Source organism: Tardiphaga sp. (genome assembly GCF_044340795.1).
Taxonomy (GTDB): domain Bacteria; phylum Pseudomonadota; class Alphaproteobacteria; order Rhizobiales; family Xanthobacteraceae; genus Tardiphaga.
The window spans coordinates 1-13,023 of sequence record NZ_JBIISY010000175.1 but is presented as its reverse complement, the minus strand read 5'-3'; the positions used below and the strand labels follow the sequence as shown (position 1 = coordinate 13,023).

Annotated in this window: 20 protein-coding genes and 1 tRNA gene; 11 read left to right on the top strand and 10 right to left on the bottom strand. The window is 60.2% G+C overall.

Annotation, left to right across the window (positions count from 1 at the left end; translation table 11 throughout):
• Positions 1 to 328 precede the first annotated feature (328 nt).
• On the top strand, positions 329 to 1,507 hold the full coding sequence (locus tag ACIQ17_RS23565) for a DUF2336 domain-containing protein (protein WP_398471625.1): 1,179 nt from the start codon (positions 329 to 331) through the stop codon (positions 1,505 to 1,507).
• A gap of 118 nt (positions 1,508 to 1,625) precedes the next feature.
• Here the strand turns inward: ACIQ17_RS23565 and ACIQ17_RS23560 are convergent, their stop codons facing one another.
• The 4 genes from ACIQ17_RS23560 to ACIQ17_RS23545 all read right to left on the bottom strand — a co-directional run bounded on the left by ACIQ17_RS23560 (position 1,626) and on the right by ACIQ17_RS23545 (position 4,399).
• Positions 1,626 to 2,198 carry an Hpt domain-containing protein gene (locus ACIQ17_RS23560; protein WP_398471624.1) on the bottom strand — a complete coding sequence of 191 codons (573 nt, stop codon included), beginning with the start codon at positions 2,196 to 2,198 and terminating at the stop codon, positions 1,626 to 1,628.
• A gap of 17 nt (positions 2,199 to 2,215) precedes the next feature.
• Positions 2,216 to 2,761 (bottom strand): response regulator, encoded by a 546-nt coding sequence (locus ACIQ17_RS23555; protein WP_398471623.1) that lies wholly within the window; start codon positions 2,759 to 2,761, stop codon positions 2,216 to 2,218.
• Between the two features lie 86 nt (positions 2,762 to 2,847).
• The gene (locus tag ACIQ17_RS23550) at positions 2,848 to 3,627 is read right to left on the bottom strand and encodes an NAD kinase (RefSeq protein ID WP_398471621.1); all 780 of its coding nucleotides are present in this window, start codon (positions 3,625 to 3,627) and stop codon (positions 2,848 to 2,850) included.
• A gap of 217 nt (positions 3,628 to 3,844) precedes the next feature.
• Complete coding sequence (locus ACIQ17_RS23545) at positions 3,845 to 4,399, bottom strand: tetratricopeptide repeat protein (RefSeq protein WP_398471620.1); 555 nt, start codon at positions 4,397 to 4,399, stop codon at positions 3,845 to 3,847.
• Between the two features lie 269 nt (positions 4,400 to 4,668).
• On the opposite strand from ACIQ17_RS23545, the gene ACIQ17_RS23540 reads away from it, so the two are divergent.
• From ACIQ17_RS23540 to ACIQ17_RS23510, 7 genes are all read left to right on the top strand, one after another.
• Positions 4,669 to 4,935, top strand: coding sequence for a hypothetical protein (locus ACIQ17_RS23540; RefSeq protein WP_398471619.1), 267 nt, complete (start codon positions 4,669 to 4,671; stop codon positions 4,933 to 4,935).
• Positions 4,936 to 5,122: 187 nt separating this feature from the next.
• On the top strand, positions 5,123 to 5,545 hold the full coding sequence (locus ACIQ17_RS23535; protein WP_398471618.1) for a hypothetical protein: 423 nt from the start codon (positions 5,123 to 5,125) through the stop codon (positions 5,543 to 5,545).
• Between the two features lie 39 nt (positions 5,546 to 5,584).
• Entirely contained in the window at positions 5,585 to 6,061 is a 477-nt protein-coding gene (locus ACIQ17_RS23530; RefSeq protein WP_398471616.1) for a TspO/MBR family protein, read from the top strand.
• Between the two features lie 270 nt (positions 6,062 to 6,331).
• Positions 6,332 to 7,054, top strand: a complete 723-nt coding sequence (locus ACIQ17_RS23525) for an outer membrane protein (protein WP_398471614.1) — start codon at positions 6,332 to 6,334, stop codon at positions 7,052 to 7,054.
• A 550-nt stretch (positions 7,055 to 7,604) separates the two neighbouring features.
• A tRNA-Thr gene (locus tag ACIQ17_RS23520) sits at positions 7,605 to 7,680 on the top strand.
• Between the two features lie 600 nt (positions 7,681 to 8,280).
• Positions 8,281 to 8,454 carry a hypothetical protein gene (locus ACIQ17_RS23515; protein ID WP_398471613.1) on the top strand — a complete coding sequence of 58 codons (174 nt, stop codon included), beginning with the start codon at positions 8,281 to 8,283 and terminating at the stop codon, positions 8,452 to 8,454.
• Between the two features lie 376 nt (positions 8,455 to 8,830).
• Entirely contained in the window at positions 8,831 to 8,983 is a 153-nt protein-coding gene (locus ACIQ17_RS23510; RefSeq protein ID WP_398471612.1) for a hypothetical protein, read from the top strand.
• A gap of 383 nt (positions 8,984 to 9,366) precedes the next feature.
• Here the strand turns inward: ACIQ17_RS23510 and ACIQ17_RS23505 are convergent, their stop codons facing one another.
• From ACIQ17_RS23505 to ACIQ17_RS23495, 3 genes are read right to left on the bottom strand one after another with little or no spacing between them, the layout of a single operon-like run.
• The gene (locus ACIQ17_RS23505) at positions 9,367 to 9,648 is read right to left on the bottom strand and encodes a hypothetical protein (protein WP_398471611.1); all 282 of its coding nucleotides are present in this window, start codon (positions 9,646 to 9,648) and stop codon (positions 9,367 to 9,369) included.
• A gap of 1 nt (position 9,649) precedes the next feature.
• Positions 9,650 to 9,895, bottom strand: coding sequence for a hypothetical protein (locus ACIQ17_RS23500; RefSeq protein WP_398471610.1), 246 nt, complete (start codon positions 9,893 to 9,895; stop codon positions 9,650 to 9,652).
• Between the two features lie 15 nt (positions 9,896 to 9,910).
• Positions 9,911 to 10,291 carry a hypothetical protein gene (locus tag ACIQ17_RS23495; protein ID WP_398471608.1) on the bottom strand — a complete coding sequence of 127 codons (381 nt, stop codon included), beginning with the start codon at positions 10,289 to 10,291 and terminating at the stop codon, positions 9,911 to 9,913.
• A gap of 230 nt (positions 10,292 to 10,521) precedes the next feature.
• Between ACIQ17_RS23495 and ACIQ17_RS23490 the strand changes: the two genes are divergently transcribed.
• Positions 10,522 to 10,719, top strand: a complete 198-nt coding sequence (locus ACIQ17_RS23490) for a hypothetical protein (RefSeq protein ID WP_398471607.1) — start codon at positions 10,522 to 10,524, stop codon at positions 10,717 to 10,719.
• An 82-nt stretch (positions 10,720 to 10,801) separates the two neighbouring features.
• On the top strand, positions 10,802 to 11,110 hold the full coding sequence (locus ACIQ17_RS23485; RefSeq protein WP_398471606.1) for an H-NS family nucleoid-associated regulatory protein: 309 nt from the start codon (positions 10,802 to 10,804) through the stop codon (positions 11,108 to 11,110).
• On the opposite strand, the gene ACIQ17_RS23480 is transcribed toward ACIQ17_RS23485, so the two are convergent.
• Positions 11,091 to 11,336 carry a hypothetical protein gene (locus ACIQ17_RS23480; protein WP_398471604.1) on the bottom strand — a complete coding sequence of 82 codons (246 nt, stop codon included), beginning with the start codon at positions 11,334 to 11,336 and terminating at the stop codon, positions 11,091 to 11,093. The two genes, ACIQ17_RS23485 and ACIQ17_RS23480, sit on opposite strands and share 20 nt — an antisense overlap.
• A 426-nt stretch (positions 11,337 to 11,762) precedes the next feature.
• Positions 11,763 to 12,068 (bottom strand): hypothetical protein, encoded by a 306-nt coding sequence (locus ACIQ17_RS23475; protein WP_398471603.1) that lies wholly within the window; start codon positions 12,066 to 12,068, stop codon positions 11,763 to 11,765.
• Positions 12,069 to 12,327: 259 nt separating this feature from the next.
• On the opposite strand from ACIQ17_RS23475, the gene ACIQ17_RS23470 reads away from it, so the two are divergent.
• Positions 12,328 to 12,603, top strand: coding sequence for a hypothetical protein (locus tag ACIQ17_RS23470; protein ID WP_398471602.1), 276 nt, complete (start codon positions 12,328 to 12,330; stop codon positions 12,601 to 12,603).
• A 2-nt stretch (positions 12,604 to 12,605) separates the two neighbouring features.
• Here ACIQ17_RS23470 and ACIQ17_RS23465 read toward each other — a convergent pair whose 3' ends face one another.
• Complete coding sequence (locus ACIQ17_RS23465) at positions 12,606 to 12,785, bottom strand: hypothetical protein (RefSeq protein WP_398471601.1); 180 nt, start codon at positions 12,783 to 12,785, stop codon at positions 12,606 to 12,608.
• Between the last annotated feature and the right edge of the window lie 238 nt (positions 12,786 to 13,023).

The following is a 13,023-nucleotide window of genomic DNA, read 5'->3' as shown; positions in this document are numbered from 1 at the left end:
AATGCGCTGCCGAAGACGCCGGATGTCGGCACGCCGAGGCCGCTGGATCTGTTCAGCGACCGGTTCGGGACCTTCAGCAGTTAAGCGCGAGTTGTAGGGTGGGCAAAGCGTAGCGTGCCCACCTTCACCAGCCGCGCACTTGAAGGTGGGCACGACGCTCCGCGCCTTTGCTCACCCTACAGGTTTGGACTTCGCGTCACCTCTGTTCCCTTAACAAAACCTCAACAACACCAGCCAGTTATGGTGAACCCTTTGTTAAGTGCCATGGTTTATTTTCCCTGACCGTGGCATCGCGTTCCGGTGTCGTGTTGCGTAGGCCGGCAGTAACATGATCGTTCGGCAATTTATTAGTTGGGTTCGTACCGCTCCTCCGAGCGAACGTGCAGAAGCGACGCGCTCCCTGGCGCGGGCCTTCATTTTTTCAGATCTTTCCGATGACGATCGTGCGGCCGCCGAAGGCGCGCTGCTGATGTTGCTCGATGATGCGTCCCCGCTTGTGCGGCAGGCCATGGCGGAAGTCTTCGCCCGTGCGCCCGCGGCGCCGCCGGCCATCGTGCAGGCACTTGCCGTCGATCAGGCGAGCGTCGCCATGCCGGTGCTCGAACATTCGCCACTGCTGATCGATGCTGATCTGGTCGATATCGTCGCCACAGGCAACAGCGACCTGCAATGCGCGGTCGCCCGCCGCATCACTCTGCCATCATCGGTCTGCGCGGCGATTGCCGAAGTGGGCTCTGCGGCCGCCGCGCTCGAGCTGATCGAAAACCCCTATGCCGAACTGGCGCCATTCTCGTGGGATCGCATTGTCGAGCGTCACGGTCATCTCGCCGCAATCCGCGAAGCGATGTTTGCCCTCGATGGCTTGCCGGCAAAGACCCGCCATGCGCTCGTCGCCAAACTGTCGGATACGCTGACGCGCTTTGTCGTCGCCCGTAACTGGCTGTCGCAGGACCGCGCCGAGCGCGTCGCGGGTGAGGCCATGGCGCGTTCCACCGTCAACATTGCGTCGCGTTCGCGCGGCGAGGAGATGCGTGATCTCGTGCATCACCTGAGCGAGGCTGGCCAGCTCACCGCCGGCCTCATCCTGCGTGCGCTGCTGTCCGGCAATCACGATCTGTTCGATCAGGCGCTGGTGATGCTGTCGGGCCTGCCCGAGAGCCGCGTGGCGGCGCTGGTCGAAGACGGCGCCGACAACAGCGTCAACGCGCTGCTGACGCGCGCTGGCCTTCCGCAAGCAGCGTTCCCGGCCTTCCGTGCTGCACTGGCGGCGCGCAACGAGATCGGCTTTGTCGGCTCCGTGGGCGGCGCCGTGCGCCTCCGCCGTCGCATGGTCGAGCGCGTGCTCACCACCTGCGAGACCGACCCGGTGGCCTCCGAGCCGTTGCTGATCCTGCTGCGCCGTTTCGCCACCGAATCCGCGCGCGAGGAAGCGCGCCTGTTCTGCGACGAGCTGGCGGAGCAGGGCATGTATGCCGACGAGGATGAATACGAGGCGATCGCGGCTTAGCGCGAAATCGTAGGATGGGTTGAGCGAAGCGAAAACCCATCGGCTGAACGATGCGGCAGACTCCGTTGATGGGTTTTCGCTCCCGCGCTGTCGCGCCTGTGCTCAACCCATCCTATGGCTACGGCGCAATGCTCGGCGCTGCCAGCGCATCGAGATGCTCCGGCCGATCCTTGTTCGCCGCCTTCAGATAGTCATCCGCAACGGCCCTCAGGCGGCTGGACAGCTCTTCGGCCACACCCGCCTTTTCGATGGTGTTGTGCTCGCGCACGATCGCCTGCACGGCGTCGATATGATGCTGAATGAGATCCGCCGGCACGGCATCCAGATCCGGGGCGTGTTCGATGATCCGGCACAGGCTGTCGGCGGCAGCACCCGCCGCGGGAAAACCGAATGTGGGTGCATCGCCCTTGATGTCATGCGCCGCGCGGAACAGTTCGCCGCGGGTCACGGTGGTAAAGCCCTTGGCGATGACAGCGGCATGAGCGGCAGACAGCCGGTCGCATTCGGCGCGCATCCAGGTCTTGAATTCACCGGAGAGGTCGGCAAGCGCCTGCTCGGCACGCGCCACGGGATCGTCGAGGTCGCGATTTCCGGTCGGGCGGATCGCGTGCTTCAGCGTGTTGTGCGGCGTGATGACGTGATGGTCCGCGAAGGTCTGGATCATCGCCGCATGCTGCTTGTCCCTGATCATCGGCAATTCTCCAAAAACTAGCTGCTGACGCGGGCTTTATCGAGCAGCGAGGGCTGCTGCAGGATTTCCGCTTCGCCGCCATTGCGCCGTTCGGGGCCGATATAGGCCACGGTGGTGTTACGGCGCCGGTCGGGACCGAAGAAGTTTCGCGTCTTGATGAAAGGGCGGGGATGAGCAACCACGCTCATGATGCGCTGGTAAAGGGCTTTTGCGGAAATCGGCTTGGCGAGAAATTCGGTGACACCGGCATCGCGGGCCATGGTGACGCGGCGTTTTTCCGAATGGGCCGTGAGCATGATGATCGGCGCATAGGGATTGCCCTTGGAATCCGGCTGCCGGATCATCTGCGTCAGTTCGAGTCCGTCGAAGATCGGCATCGCCCAGTCGGCGATCACGATATCGGGGACATAGTGGCTGTACATTTCCAGCGCGGTGGCGCCGTCCTCGGACTCATAGACTTCACGCGCGCCGAACGAATGCAGCAGCGTGCGCAGGATGCGCCGCATATGCGGATTGTCGTCGCAGATCAGGAAGCGAAGCTTGTTGAAGTCGATGCGGTACATGGTGCGGCTCGGACCGGCGGTTACCTTGCGTTAACCATAGGGGAGTGGGGGTTAACGAAGGGTTGAGGCGCAGGCCTGCCGGTATTTCAGTAGCTGAACTGCTCGCTGATGATGCGCTCTTCCAGGCTGTGGCCGGGGTCGAACAGCATCCTCATCGAGATGGTCCGGTCCGAGATCACCTCGACCCGCCGGACGTCGCGTGCCTCGTCGTGGTCGGCGACTGCGGCCACCGGTCGCTTGTCGCCTTCGAGCACCTCGATGACGACGAAGGCCTTGTTCGGCAACAGCGCGCCGCGCCAGCGGCGGGGGCGGAAGGCGCTGATCGGCGTCAGTGCGAGCAGGGCGGCATTGATCGGCAGGATCGGGCCCTGTGCCGAGAGGTTATAGGCTGTGGAGCCGGCGGGTGTCGCGATGAGGATGCCATCGGCGATCAGCTCGGCCATGCGCTCCTGCTCGTCGATCAGGATGCGCAGCCGAGCGGCCTGATGGGTCTGCCGAAACAGCGAGACCTCGTTGATGGCGTGATGGATGTGCACATTGCCATGCACGTCGGTGGCGCGCATCAGCAGCGGATTGATCAGCGTTTCGCGCGCCGCGGCCAGGCGATCATGCAGGTTGACGGTCGAATACTCGTTCATCAGGAAGCCGACCGTGCCGCGATGCATGCCGTAGATCGGCTTGCCCGTGCGCATGTGGTCGTGCAGCGTCTTCAGCATCAGGCCATCGCCGCCCAGGGCGACGATGACGTCGGCCTTGTGAGGATCGTCATTGCCGTAGATCTGCGTCAGCTGTTCATAGGCCGTCTGCGCTTCCACGCTGTTGCTGGCAACGAAGGCGATCCGGTCGAGGCGCTTGGGCGTGGTCATGGCAGAAATCGCGGGCCTCGGGCTCGAACTTGGGCTCAATTCGTGCCGCGGTCTGTATCGACCGGGCCGGAGATTGTCGAGCCGCAGTTAACGGCAGTTCGAGGCAGTCTGTCGAGAGGGCAGGTGGCGGATGGTTAGCGGCCGGCTTGTCGATGACAGCAGAAAGCCGGCGCAGCCCGCTGGGCCCCGCCGGCTTTGAACCGATCCGCGAACGGGATCAGTAGGTGAGGCCGGTGCCCGGCGTCTGCGCAAGCGCGTCCGCGAGCGATTTGTATTCGGCGGAATTCGTGCCGGTGAGGGAGGCGAGCTTGTTCAGGTGATACTGCGCCTGATCGCGATTGCCCTGTTCGACCTGCCACAGCCCGTAATACTGCCAGGTGCGGGCGTGGTTCGGGTCGGCCTTGAGCGCGCGCTCGTAATAGGCCTGCGAAACCTTGTAGTCGCCGAGCTTGCGATAGGAGTAGCCGATCAGATTGGCGACATCGGCACGATCATCCTGCTTCAGCGCCTTCAGCTGCGTGATGGCGGAAGTGTAGTCGTGCTTGTCATAGATCGTGGCGTAGGCAGCGCGATAACCATCGAGGAAGGCGCGATCATCCGGCTTCGTCTCGTTGTGCTTCTTGTCCTTGCTTCCCTTCTTCTGATCGGAAGGCGGCGGCGAGGACGGCGTGTCGCTGCCGGCAGCGTAGGCGGTGGTGAGAGCGGAAGGCGAGGCGGCGATCACAGTTGAAAGCAGAGCAAGTGTCGTCAGCCGGATTAAGGACTTGGTCATGCGGCGCTCCTGTTTGCAGCGGGATCAGTCTGGCACGGAAGCCAGCGGTTGTGAACACGCAATGAACACCGTGATCGATTGTCTATTCCCGCACTGTGCAGCGGTGCTTTGATCCCGTCCGCATGACGAAGATGTCACCGAGATGAACGGAGGCTGCATATGCGCGTCAGCATGGGTTCAGCGCGCGCCGGCTAAATCTTGCGGCATGATCGACAAGCCCGGCCATCCCGACCGGTCACTTTCTTGATCGAGACCGACAGGAGAAGACCATGTTGAAAACAGTGTCCGCCGCGCTGATCGCCGTTTCCATGCTGGCCGCGCCGGCCTTCGCAGGCGGCTTTGGTCATGGCAGCCGCACGCATCATTCCCATGCCTTCGACGCGAAGGCGCAGATGCATCACGGCCATGTCACGCATCATCGCCATCATGTGCGCCCGCATGCGCATCCGCATTTCAACTTCCACAAGAAGTTCGGACACCACAGGAGCTTCAAGCATTCCGGCATCACAGCCAAAACCGTGCACAAACACGGTTGAGGAGCTCCGTGGTCGTGGCGACCCATTGCCCAGCCGCGGCCACGGAGTTTGACGGTCGCCTCGCCGGTCCCGCGTCCCCGGGACTGGCGGGGTGGACCCGTTGATGGTCCCCTCGTCAACGAGTTGCGAACTCCCTTCCGCGCCCGAACCGTCTAGGACTCGCCTGAATTCGGACGGGCAGGCGGGAATGAACGTGAACTTGCAGAAATTGAAGCGCGCAGCGGCGGCGTTGGTTGCGCTGGGACTGGGCGCCTGCGCCGGTCCGAGCGGCAATGTCAGCTTCGTCGAAAGCGCCAGCGGCGCGCAGCCGTTCCCGACCGCTTACCGCACTGATCTGCTCGCTTTCATGCGCACCTATCTCAACGATCCCGTCGGCGTGCGCGGTGCTGTTCTGGCCGAGCCGGTGCAGCGATCGGTCGGCGGCAACATGCGCTACATCGCTTGCGTGCGTTACGCGGCAAAGGATTTCAACGGCCGCTATACCCCCGTGCAGGAGCGTGGTGTTGCCTTCGTCGATGGCCGTCTGGAACGCGTGGTCGATAACAGCGCCGAAGTTTGCGCAGGCGCGAATTACCAGCCGTTTCCCGAAATGGAAAAGATGACGCGCTGAAGCGTTGGTCGGGAGAAACCCTGCAACCGTGATGGTGCCATGAACTTCCGTTCGATCTTGCGGCTACTCGCCTGCCTCGTCGTCTGCTTGGGCATCGGTATCGTCGGTTCGATCTTTACGCGGCCGGAAATTCCCGGCTGGTATGCCGGTCTTGCGAAGCCGTCCTGGACGCCACCACCCTCCGTTTTCCCGATCGCCTGGACGACGCTCTATGTGATGATGGCGATCGCGTTCTGGCGCCTCTGGGATCGCGTCGCGCCGTCGGATTCACGACGGCGTGCGATCATCTTCTTCGCGGTTCAGCTCGCGCTGAATGCGATCTGGTCGCCGGTGTTTTTCGGCTGGCACGGACTGCGGACTGGACTTGCGATCATCATCCTGATGGCGGTGTTCATCGCCGCCACCATCGTGTCGACGGTAAGAATTGACCGCTTGGCGGCTGCACTGCTGGTTCCGTATCTCGGTTGGGTGCTCTATGCGAGCACCATCAATGCCGGCGTCGTCGCTTTGAATTGAACGCAAGTCTGCCGCCGGGATGCCGCAAGCAAACGCGCCGTTTCGCGCGGGAATGGCGCCACTTCTTCCGGCAATGTTGCGGCACGCCTCACCTCAATTTGCCGCGAGCGGTGAACCGAAACCGTCTTGCCGTTGTCAAAGGTGAACAGGGGCGGGTGTGGCTGATTTGTCGCACTCAAGAATGTTCAACATGGCAGGGAACGTCGCGAAGCAACCAAACTCCCGCCACGTTGTTTTCTGACCGTCACAACGCAACACAGGGGATTTCAAATGAAAAAGTTTCTGCTGAGCGCATCGGCCATCGTCGCCGTTGCTGCCGCATCCACCTCGGCCTTCGCCGCCGATCTGCCGGCCCGCACCTATACCAAGGCACCGGCCTACACCGCGCCTGCAGTAGTGTATAACTGGACTGGTTTCTACATCGGCGGTCACGTCGGCGGTTCGTTCGGCGACAGCAACAGCATCATCGGCGACAGCGGCCGCTTCATGGGCGGCGTGCAGGGAGGCTTCGACTATCAGTTCGCCACCAACTGGGTGCTCGGCATCGAGGCCAATTACAGCTGGATGGGCAGCAACAATACCGGCTTCCTGTACTCGAACGGCACCACCGTTGTCGGCAACAACAGCGAACTCGGCTCGGTCACCGGCCGCCTCGGCTACACTTGGGGCCCGACCATGCTCTACGCCAAGGGCGGTTACGCCTGGCGCGGCAATAATGATCTGGTCGTGACGACGCCGGTTCTGGGTGCAACGCCCGTGGGCGTCGATGGCAACAGCAAGAGCGGTTACACCGTCGGTGGCGGTCTCGAATACATGTTCACCCCGAGCTGGTCGGGCAAGATCGAGTATCAGTACTATAACTTCGGCAACACCACGCTTACCTCGACGGCCTTCCCGGCCGGCGTGACGAGCTTCAACAATGACGAGCACACCATCAAGGCCGGCCTGAACTATCGCTTCGGCTGGGGTGGTCCTCAGATCGCCCGTTACTGAGCAACGGAGCGTTCGAACCTTCTGGTTCTGCGGAAAGGCCGGCGTTTCTCCGGCCTTTTTGCTTGCCCGGAGCTGGCGGGGCGGGGGCGGAATCGAAAGTAAACGAGTCCTGAATCCTTGCAAAAATAAGCTGCGAGACTCCTTGCCTAGAATCGCCCGATGGTTCTCAGGCAATGAGAATGATCGACCATATCTGGTGCAACGGGGTTCAGACGGCGCTTGCCGTGGCCCTTCTGGCCGCCTGCGCAGTCAATGTGCTGCTGCTCTGCGGCCGGCTCTAGGCCTGCGCGGCGGTCGCGAGACCGCCGTGGACAATCGAGAACGGCTGCGCCGACCAGTAGCCCTGCGCGGACAACTCTGTTAATGGACGGCGCAACACAGGATCGGCCAGCCAGCGACGTTCCCAGACGGAACGCGCTGCGGCTTTAACCCCTTGATCCTGCAGCCGGCTTAGCTCAGCGGTAGAGCAGCGGTTTTGTAAACCACTGCTCAGAGAGCTAAGGCGTTGTAAACGCTTTGGAATTCTGGTCTATTGGCCAGCAATTGGTGAGCCGACTTAGCTCAGTTGGTAGAGCACCTGATTTGTAATCAGGGGGTCGGGGGTTCGAGCCCCTCAGTCGGCACCACTCAAAGCCCGGAAGGAGCGATTTTAAGCCCTTCCAATTGCCCAGCCCGTGTCTTGCCTCCGCAGCATCTGAGAACGCCGTAGAAGCGGCGGGCGGCGGCGGTGGCAAGGTTCGCAGAACGGCGGCTCAAAACCTCTACTGGCCCCCGAAACTTCCACGGCAGTGCCACGTAGCTTGTCGCCCTACAAGGCGATGAGTAAGCGCGAATGCTTCGAGGACTTCCCCAGTGCGGCCGGTGCCGCCGCACTCTTTCAATCGATCCCCAGACCAAGACCTTCAGGTGTTTTAAGTGCGAGGACGCCCTCGAAGAAGCGAAAGCCCCGCCGGAGGGGGACGGGGCTTTCAACCGGTCTGGGGACGAGCGGGTTGGGGACCGCTCCACAAAGAGACGATAGATATCCGGAATGGTTTCAACAGAAACCCCGCCGCCCGGGGGGAATTGCGGACAGACAGGGCTTCCGGGGCGGAAGCGACGCCGCCCACCAAACCAATCGAAGGCGAGATGCGGCGTTCCCGCATAGCGAGGATTTGCGGCAAAATGCTACGGATGTGAAACTGGTAAGGCTCGTGAACGTAATCCGGTGAAAATCGGAGTCTGGTATGGGCGATGAGGACGCGGAGAGGCGGGATAAGCTTTTGGCGCTAGAGGACGGCCTTTGCGACCTCCAGATCCTGGCCGTAGAGGCCGGAGTTGAAACGACCTCCGCGCTCTTGCGAATGGCCATCCTGGATGTACGCGAGACGCTCGGTTTCCCCAAGAAGCTAGACGGGTAGGACTCCGTCGTCCCAAGCCCAAAGGGACGACGGAGAGGGGTCACCACACGAGCGGAGGACAAGGCCGCTCGCCTGCTCAATGAGACCATTGCGCCTCTGTTCCTACCGGCGCAAAAAAAAGCCCCGCCGAAGCGGGGAGGTGACGAGTCCACCGCAACCTATGCCAGCTTAGTCCGAGTCTCCAGCCTCAATAAAGGTCACTGGATGGCGCAGGCACCCGTCCAGAACTCAACACCCTCGATGAAGCGCAGTGTCTCCAAGCGGCCTTAAAGCCCCAGGGGCGGTGAGGGCGTGGGGAGGTTCGCCGAAGGCGGACGGGCTTTCAGTAACCGGAACAGAGACGTCGTTTGTCCTTCCTACGCGGGAAGGAGAGCGCATGACCGACGACAAGCCCACGTTCACCCGCAAGCAACTCGACGAATGGCAGCGCAAGGACCAACGCAAAAGGCAGGCGTCCGTTGAGCGAACTACGCCCGACGATAAGGCGCCGGATGGCCTTCCGCTGTGGCTCGATAAAACCGACGATTGAATCGTCTTGGCACTCCCGCCGTCTTTGATAGTCTGACCTCAGCCAGTCGTTTTATCGACGAGCGAGGTGGGAATGCAAAGTCCGGTGACGTGCCCAGATTGCGGAGCACGTAGAACATTTGTCGGTTACGACAAAGTGCCCCGCCGCGGTGAAGAGATTAGGGTTTTTCACTGTGGCACATGCGGAATGACCGAGAAGCTGCGCATTGGTTCATCGGGCGCAGAGACGGTTGAGCGCATTCCCAAACCTCCGCCATAGCTGCTAGGCCGCCTTGCTTTCTTTATGACAGTATCTCCGTCGTATCCGGGTCTTGCCGGTGATCGGTGATACCTGCCCAGATACTTACGGCGACGAGGCAGAAGAGGGAGGCGGCGATGATGAGCTTAGGCATGATGCTGGCCCTCCGCTTTAGCGAGGACCGCACGCACCTCAGGAATCTGCGAGACCTTGTCCAACCAAGTATGAAAATACTCCATACTGTTGACGGCAGGACCTTCAACGAACTCCCAGAACGCCACGTCGTCGAGGCTGACTTCATATTCGCGTTGGTCGCATCCAACGATGTGTAAAACGCGCCCACTGACACTGTGGGAATAGACAGGGTCGTAGCTGTCTGCTCGGTAGCCAACATGGGGCATCATTAGGAGATGAATTGCGGTAGTCATGCTATCGGCCCTCCGCTTTGGCGGTCCGAGCCGTAAGCATGGCGTCGGCATATTCGTAGCAAGCAAGCGCGACGCTTTCAGGATTGCTGTTTTCGTGAAAGTTGCCAGTCATCGGGTTGACGTGACTGTAGGCTAGGCATCCGGTCAGGGCGGCCATTGCAAATTTGTCGCGCAACCCTTCGCTCTGGGTCGCGGCTAACGCCAATCCAATTTCTTGTGCCAATAGACAGGCTGTGGTGTTTTCCAATTCCCTCGCTTTCTCTTAGATTAAACCGCAGTAGGCCAAGCCGCTGATACGACCGCATTTCGCAACGATGGCGGTGCGGAGTTCACGGACGTATTCGTCATTCTCCAGCTCTGAGCCGTAGGCGTCCTGAACCACTTCAAGAGCCTTCACCGGCTTGCTGAAAAGGCCACTGATAACCGCGCCGTTCGGATGATGGAGTTTGAAACCTTCAGCCTCAAAGGCTATGCGGTTGATGCGGGCGGTGCTGTAACCGACGCTGTGACCGTTCCAAGTGCAGGCAGCCTCGACGTCTTCTGGCTCGTCGGTCTCTGTGCCGATTAGCTCGACAAAGTAGGTTGTGAGAAAGTCGTCCAGAAAATCCTGGGTGACAGCGTTCAAATAAGGTTTGTTTTGCATATGAGTTTCTTTCCTAGACCGCTGAATCATGCGCTAGGAATAAAAGCTCGTCAAACAAAATCGGAAAAATTTATGGGGCGCGGCCAACTAGCTGTCTAGGAAAGCGGCAGGCACCCCAATGTCGTACCCGGAAAAGGTTCGGCAATGCGGAATCTCTCACAGCCGTTGAATCCTGCCAAGAACAAAGTCGTCAATTGCTGATTAGCGGTCGAACACCTTAAGGAGGCGGCATGAGTCACAAACAGAAGCCCTTGAGTGTCATCGCCCAAGAAATCTCCCAGCTATTCTCCGCACTCAGCGTGGAAGAGCAGGAGGTTGCAATGCAGCGTCTGGAAGAGCTGATGGAAGCTCACGAAGGCAAGCAAACGACTGAGCAGTTTCGCCGCATTGTTCTGGCTGAACTCATTATGATGCAGACGTTACATTGACCGCCGTAGCGCCCCGTAAAGCCCTGCTATCCTCGTTGAACGGCGGCTCGCAAAGCCTATGGTCGCCTTCAAGGAGGAGCCCATGCATAGGCTTGTGAACGAGTTCAAACACCTCTCGCTGCCTCAACAGCACGAAGTCTTCCCGGACATTCTTGCCGCTTACAATGCCGCGAAGGAAGCACGTCGGCAGGAGCTGGAGGCAGAAATCAAATCGCTTGGTTTCAAGCCGGGCGAGGCGAAGAAGCCGCCCACAGTGGCGGCCAAGTATCGCTCAAAGAAAGACCCCGCCAAGACTTGGGCGGGGCGAGGTGCAGAGCCAACCTGGCTGAAAAAGGAGATGGCCGAGACTGGCCTTCCCCTTGATGCCTTCGCTACTTCATCAGCTGCTTGAGCATGTCGTCCTCGGGCAGGTACTTGTCCGGTCTGGCTTTCGGATAGGTGCGGATGTCCCGGCGGAAGCGCCCGACGTAAAAGCCGTCATCGTCTCGAAGGGCGCCCCATTTAGCGGCAGGCTTCTTCTTGAGGATGGCGGCGACTTCCCTGCGCAGCACATCCCATTGATTGCTTGAGAGCAGGCGCGTCTTGCCCATGCCGAGGTGAACGGAACAATGAAACATTTCCCCCTCCCTTGAATCCGGCAAGGTGAGTCACGGGAATCGCGGTTTCCACGAATCTGCGGTTGCGGCCGACTCTCATAGCGTGTGGGAAGAAAAGCGCTGCAAACCTTGAAAATCAGGGTTTCAGCCTCATCTTAGCATCATCCCGAAACGACGCTCTTGCAGCGCCCATGGCCCCGTCTCATTGGCCTTAGAGACACATTGTCATGCCTACAACGATCACCCGCTTTCCCCAGTGGACGGCGGAAGAAGACCGCCTGCTTCGGTCGATGGCCGAGGCGGGGAAGAGCCTGACCTTGATGACCGCGAAACTGAAACGGCCCATCAGGATCATCAAGGGGCGAGCCCAGGATTTGGGAATTCCCCTTGGCAAATGCACGCGTGAACGACCCTAAGCAAAAGCCGCCCCAACCAGGGCGGCTTTTTCTATGCGTGTGGCTCCGCAAGCAGAGCATTGAAGGGATGGTCGGCCGGGAAGCGGGCGGGAAAGGGCGAGGTGCATTCGTCGAACGCGACGATCACCTTCGGATTCACACCTGCTGCAAGGCTGGCCAGTTCGTCGATGGCGTCATACTGCGCCTCATCGGGAAACTCCTTCTCGCAGACGATGCCCACACGGGCCTCGTGCAGAGCTTCCAAGGGATAAAGGCTGGCGACGGCCCCGCCAGCCTCGACGAAGTGAGTGTAACGCCCACGGTTATTCGCAAGCTGAAAGCTGATGCGTTCAAGCATGATGATGTCTCGCAATGTGAGTGAGACCCGCAGCATGAGCGAGGAAGTCGTATACCGCATCTCATTTTTGCGATGCGTCATTGGGAACGAGGGCGCCAACTCTCGATTTCAGCGCTGCCAGAAACGAGAAGCGCCATGCTTGCAGGACTTCTAATAGCCGCTGTCATTCTTTTATTGGCATATGTCGGCTTTCTGGCAGACACCGTGACCCGTTTCAGGCGAGTGAATCACGTAACGAAACGCTTGTATGAGGTAGGCAATGCCCGTAGCTCACATCATGGAGACACTGAACCGGCAGGACGAACCGATCTTTCTGGCCGATGCGTATGGCGCGCGCGCGATCAGAGAGATGGAGTTGGCATTGGTGAAGGCCTGCGAAGCTCTTCCGAAGGAGTTGGACAATCACGAGTGCCGAAGCTTCGTCGCAAAGCGCATCTGCGCGCGCGTCGAAGACGGTGAGCGGACGTTTGGCGGTATGGTCACTGCCGCAATGGCCGCTGTCGATGAGTTGCGAAGCCGTCGAGATACGGTCTAGGGCTACATCTCGTTGTCTTGCGAGACGAGGGGATAGGCGCCGACAGGCTTGATGCTGCGACGGGCCATGCGCTCCGCAAGATCCAGAAGCTTGCGGCGCCTTTCCGGCTCGTGAATTTGTCGAAACGCCGAGATCAGTCGCAGCGCTTCTTCATCGCTTTCACGGACAAGAGTGCTTTTCATTGCATCCCCCCAAGGGCTGCGATTATTGCTTCGCAGAGCGCGGACGATAGGAGAATTCCGTCAGTTCGCAAGCCCGAAATATTTTCCGATTATGTCGGCAAACGAGTTGACGCCATCGAATTGTAGTTGACGAGATTCCTGACCTGACTCAGCATTCAGTCAGACCCGTGCAGGCCCCAAGCTCTGCACGGGCGGCTAAGTGAGCTTGGGAGCCAAAAACAATGAAAGCTTGGGAGCA

What these genes read in the sequence shown, in the direction of transcription:
- ACIQ17_RS23565 (WP_398471625.1), top strand. Translation starts at nt 329, where the DNA reads ATGATCGTTCGGCAATTTATTAGTTGGGTTCGTACCGCTCCTCCGAGC.
- ACIQ17_RS23560 (WP_398471624.1), bottom strand. Translation starts at nt 2,198, where the DNA reads ATGATCAGGGACAAGCAGCATGCGGCGATGATCCAGACCTTCGCGGAC.
- ACIQ17_RS23555 (WP_398471623.1), bottom strand. Translation starts at nt 2,761, where the DNA reads ATGTACCGCATCGACTTCAACAAGCTTCGCTTCCTGATCTGCGACGAC.
- ACIQ17_RS23550 (WP_398471621.1), bottom strand. Translation starts at nt 3,627, where the DNA reads ATGACCACGCCCAAGCGCCTCGACCGGATCGCCTTCGTTGCCAGCAAC.
- ACIQ17_RS23545 (WP_398471620.1), bottom strand. Translation starts at nt 4,399, where the DNA reads ATGACCAAGTCCTTAATCCGGCTGACGACACTTGCTCTGCTTTCAACT.
- ACIQ17_RS23540 (WP_398471619.1), top strand. Translation starts at nt 4,669, where the DNA reads ATGTTGAAAACAGTGTCCGCCGCGCTGATCGCCGTTTCCATGCTGGCC.
- ACIQ17_RS23535 (WP_398471618.1), top strand. Translation starts at nt 5,123, where the DNA reads ATGAACGTGAACTTGCAGAAATTGAAGCGCGCAGCGGCGGCGTTGGTT.
- ACIQ17_RS23530 (WP_398471616.1), top strand. Translation starts at nt 5,585, where the DNA reads ATGAACTTCCGTTCGATCTTGCGGCTACTCGCCTGCCTCGTCGTCTGC.
- ACIQ17_RS23525 (WP_398471614.1), top strand. Translation starts at nt 6,332, where the DNA reads ATGAAAAAGTTTCTGCTGAGCGCATCGGCCATCGTCGCCGTTGCTGCC.
- ACIQ17_RS23515 (WP_398471613.1), top strand. Translation starts at nt 8,281, where the DNA reads ATGGGCGATGAGGACGCGGAGAGGCGGGATAAGCTTTTGGCGCTAGAG.
- ACIQ17_RS23510 (WP_398471612.1), top strand. Translation starts at nt 8,831, where the DNA reads ATGACCGACGACAAGCCCACGTTCACCCGCAAGCAACTCGACGAATGG.
- ACIQ17_RS23505 (WP_398471611.1), bottom strand. Translation starts at nt 9,648, where the DNA reads ATGACTACCGCAATTCATCTCCTAATGATGCCCCATGTTGGCTACCGA.
- ACIQ17_RS23495 (WP_398471608.1), bottom strand. Translation starts at nt 10,291, where the DNA reads ATGCAAAACAAACCTTATTTGAACGCTGTCACCCAGGATTTTCTGGAC.
- ACIQ17_RS23490 (WP_398471607.1), top strand. Translation starts at nt 10,522, where the DNA reads ATGAGTCACAAACAGAAGCCCTTGAGTGTCATCGCCCAAGAAATCTCC.
- ACIQ17_RS23485 (WP_398471606.1), top strand. Translation starts at nt 10,802, where the DNA reads ATGCATAGGCTTGTGAACGAGTTCAAACACCTCTCGCTGCCTCAACAG.
- ACIQ17_RS23480 (WP_398471604.1), bottom strand. Translation starts at nt 11,336, where the DNA reads ATGTTTCATTGTTCCGTTCACCTCGGCATGGGCAAGACGCGCCTGCTC.
- ACIQ17_RS23475 (WP_398471603.1), bottom strand. Translation starts at nt 12,068, where the DNA reads ATGCTTGAACGCATCAGCTTTCAGCTTGCGAATAACCGTGGGCGTTAC.
- ACIQ17_RS23470 (WP_398471602.1), top strand. Translation starts at nt 12,328, where the DNA reads ATGCCCGTAGCTCACATCATGGAGACACTGAACCGGCAGGACGAACCG.
- ACIQ17_RS23465 (WP_398471601.1), bottom strand. Translation starts at nt 12,785, where the DNA reads ATGAAAAGCACTCTTGTCCGTGAAAGCGATGAAGAAGCGCTGCGACTG.